Origin of the sequence: Saccharopolyspora sp. 6M (assembly GCF_020176775.1) — a bacterium.
GTDB lineage: Bacteria > Actinomycetota > Actinomycetes > Mycobacteriales > Pseudonocardiaceae > Saccharopolyspora_C > Saccharopolyspora_C gregorii.
Map to the genome: position 1 here is coordinate 1 of NZ_JAIUJZ010000326.1, position 3,464 is coordinate 3,464.

2 protein-coding genes are annotated in these 3,464 nt (G+C 68.7%); one reads left to right on the forward strand and one right to left on the reverse strand.

What is annotated here, in order from left to right; translation table 11 throughout:
• The first annotated feature begins 196 nt into the window (after positions 1-196).
• Positions 197-661 carry a PPOX class F420-dependent oxidoreductase gene (locus LCD31_RS28525; RefSeq protein ID WP_224963251.1) on the forward strand — a complete coding sequence of 155 codons (465 nt, stop codon included), beginning with the start codon at positions 197-199 and terminating at the stop codon, positions 659-661.
• Positions 662-818: 157 nt separating this feature from the next.
• Here LCD31_RS28525 and LCD31_RS28530 read toward each other — a convergent pair whose 3' ends face one another.
• Complete coding sequence (locus tag LCD31_RS28530) at positions 819-3,341, reverse strand: ATP-dependent Clp protease ATP-binding subunit (RefSeq protein WP_224963254.1); 2,523 nt, start codon at positions 3,339-3,341, stop codon at positions 819-821.
• Positions 3,342-3,464: the final 123 nt, after the last annotated feature.

Here is a 3,464-nt window from a genome sequence, read left to right on the forward strand (position 1 = left end):
GGGCCGTGGTGCGAGGCTACGGGGGCGGGTGCGCAGATCGCAGGGTCTTTCGTCACTCACATGGCGCGCGTGATCGGTGGAAACACCTGTGTGGGCGGCGGTTATCGTCACGCGGGTCGGTGGTGGTGCGGAATGGTGGCCGGGTGGTTGGGGTAGGTTTTCGGCCGTCAGTTCGTCGTGCGTCGGAAGGACCGCTGTGGCCCCCAGCATCGCCACCAATGATCGGGTCGAGTTCCCGGAGCTGTTGGAGTTCGTGCGTCCGCGTCATCGTGCGTTGCTGGTGACGGAGCGGGCGTCGGGTCGTCCGCAGATCTCGCCGGTGACGTGCGGGGTGGACGGGCAGGGGCGGATCGTGGTGTCGACGTATCCGGAGCGGGCGAAGGCGGTGAACGTGCGCCGGTCGGGCCGGGTGTCGGTGTGCGTGCTCTCGGATGAGTTCAACGGTCCGTGGGTGCAGGTGGACGGTTCGGCGGAGGTGGTGGATCCGCCGGAGAGCGTGGAGCCGCTGGTGGAGTACTTCCGGTGCATCTCGGGTGAGCATCCGGATTGGGACGAGTACCGGGAGGCGATGCGCAAGCAGGGCAAGTCGCTGATCCGGGTGTCGATCGAGTCGTGGGGTCCGATCGCGACGGGTGGTTTTCCGGCGCGGTTGGCGGAGTGAGCCGGTTCCGGACGTGAGTGACGCCCAGGGCTTGCTGGGGGTCCAAGCCCTGGGCGTCCTTCGCCGCACGAGGGGGAGGTGCGGCGGCGATCATCATCGTAACTCATCGCATCGGCTCGGTCACCCTCCGTGCTGACTTTTTCGGGTGCCGGTGGGGTCAGGAGGTTCCGGCGCCGGTTTCGAGGGCGGGCCTGATCTGGAAGGTGAGCTGGTCGCCGGAGGTGTCGACCTCGACGCGTTGTCCTTCGCCGAGCTTGCCTTCGAGGAGCAGTTCGGAGATGGAGTCGTCGACTTCGCGTTGGATGGTGCGTCGCAGCGGGCGGGCGCCGTAGTCGGGTTGGTGGCCGTGTTCGGTGATCCAGTCGACGGCGGCGTTGCTGAAGTCGACTTCGATGTCCTGGGTGCCGAGGCGTTCGCGGGTGTCGCCGAGCAGCAGTTCGGTGATGCGGTGCAGCTGGTCGGTTTCGAGCCTGCGGAACATGACGACTTCGTCGATGCGGTTGAGGAATTCGGGCCGGAACGCGTCGCGGAGTCGTGCCATGAGGCGGTCGCGGGCGGGTTCGTCGGCTTGTTCCTGGCCGCGGCTGGAGAAGCCGAGGACTCCGGAGCGTTGCGAGATGATGTCGGAGCCGAGGTTGCTGGTCATGATCAGCACGGTGTTGCTGAAGTCGACGGTGCGGCCTTGGCCGTCGGTGAGGCGGCCGTCGTCGAGGACTTGCAGCAGGGTGTTGAACACGTCGGGGTGGGCCTTCTCGATCTCGTCGAGGAGGATGACCGAGTAGGGGCGGCGGCGGACGGCTTCGGTGAGTTGGCCGGCTTCGCCGTAGCCGACGTAGCCGGGTGGGGAGCCGACCATGCGGCTGGCGGTGTGGGCTTCTTGGAATTCGCTCATGTCCAGGCGGACCATGCGGTCCTGGTCGCCGAAGAGGGATTCGGCCAGCGCCCGGGCGAGTTCGGTCTTGCCGACGCCGGTGGGTCCGAGGAACAGGAAGGTGCCGACGGGCCGGTTGGGGTCGCCCATGCCGGTGCGGGAACGGCGGACGGCGCGGGCGATGGCGTGGACGGCTTCGTCCTGGCCGACGACGCGCTTGTGCAGTTGTTCTTCGAGGTTGAGCAGGCGGGTCTTCTCCTGCTCGGTGAGTTGGGTGGCGGGGATGCCGGTGGCGCGGGAGACGACGTCGGCGATCTCTTCGCGGCCGACGACGGGGATGCCGCCGCCGCCTTGGCGTTGGGACCGGATCCGTTCGCGGACCGCGACGATCTCGTCGCGGAGGTTGGCGGCGCGTTCGTAGTCCTCTTCGGCGATGGCTTGGGCCTTGTCGCGGCTGAGTTCGTCGTTGCGCTGTTCGAGTTCGCGCAGGTCGGTGTCGGGCGTTCCGGTGCGCAGCCGTTTGCGGGCGCCTGCCTGGTCGATGAGGTCGATGGCCTTGTCGGGCAGGAACCGGTCGGTGATGTAGCGGTCGGCGAGTTCGGCGGCGGCGCGGATGGCGTCGTCGTGGAACCGGACCTGGTGGTGGGCTTCGTAGCGGTCGCGGAGGCCGCAGAGGATGCGTTCGGTGTCGGCGACGCTGGGTTCGTCGACGGTGATGGGCTGGAAGCGGCGTTCCAGCGCGGCGTCCTTCTCGATGTTGGTGCGGTATTCGTCGAGGGTGGTGGCGCCGACGACGTGCAGTTCGCCGCGGGCGAGCTTGGGTTTGAGCATGTTGCCCGCGTCGACGGCGCCGTCGGAGCCGCCTGCGCCGACGACGGTGTGCAGCTCGTCGATGAAGATGATCAGCCGGTCGCGGTTCTTGCTGATCTCGTCGAGGAGTTTGTTCATGCGTTCTTCGAAGTCGCCGCGGTAGCGGGTGCCTGCGACGACGCCGGAGAGGTCGAGTTGCACGACGCGCTTGTCCTGGAGCACGTCGGGCACTTGGCCGTCGACGACGCGTTGGGCGAGGCCTTCGACGACGGAGGTCTTGCCGACGCCGGCTTCGCCGATGAGCACCGGGTTGTTCTTGGTGCGGCGGGAGAGCACTTCGATGGTCTGCTCGATCTCCTCGTCGCGGCCGATGACGGGGTCGAGGCCGCCGTCGCGGGCCTTGGTGGTGAGGTCCTGGCCGAACTGCTCCAGGGTGGGGGTGCTGCTGGTCTCGGCGGTGTCGGGCCGCGGCTGCGCCGGGTCGGCGGGGCCTGCCTGCAGCGATTCGAGGGTGACGTGGGCGGCGGCGAGGATGCGCCCGGCCTGCGATTCGGGGTTGGCGGCCAGCGCGAGCAGCAGGTGGTCGGGGCCGATGTAGGAGGCGCCGACGGCGCGGGCGATCTGGTGCGATTCGAGCAGGGTGCGCTTGGCCGCGGGGGTCAGCGCGGGTGGTTGTTCGACGGCGTCGCCGGTGGGCAGCTGCTGTTCGATGCGCTGGGCGAGCGGGTCGGGGTCGGCTCCGGCGCGTTCCAGCATGGCGCGGGTGGTTTCGGAGCGGGTGGCGGCCCACAGCAGGTGGTGGGTGTCGAGGTCGCGGCCGCCGTGTTCGACGGTGAGGCGGGCGGCGTTGGCCACCAGGTCTTGGGCGTGCCTGCTCATCAGGCGGGTGAGGTCGACCCGTTGGGGCTGGTTCGGGCCGTCGCCACCGGAGAGGTAGCGGGCCAGGAAGTCGTCGAAGGGGCTCGAACCGAACCCTCCGGAGCCGAAGAAGCCGGTCATGGTCACCTCTCTCGTCCGTGAAACTCCTCGTTGTCTTCCCGCGGGTCTCGTCGGCTCAAACACGCGTGCGCGGTGGTGGCATTCCGCGGTATGCGGCTCGTCACGGAGCGGCGGGGGTGGGTG

Coding starts and splice junctions, on each gene's coding strand:
- LCD31_RS28530 (WP_224963254.1), bottom strand. CDS start 3,341: ATGACCGGCTTCTTCGGCTCCGGAGGGTTCGGTTCGAGCCCCTTCGAC.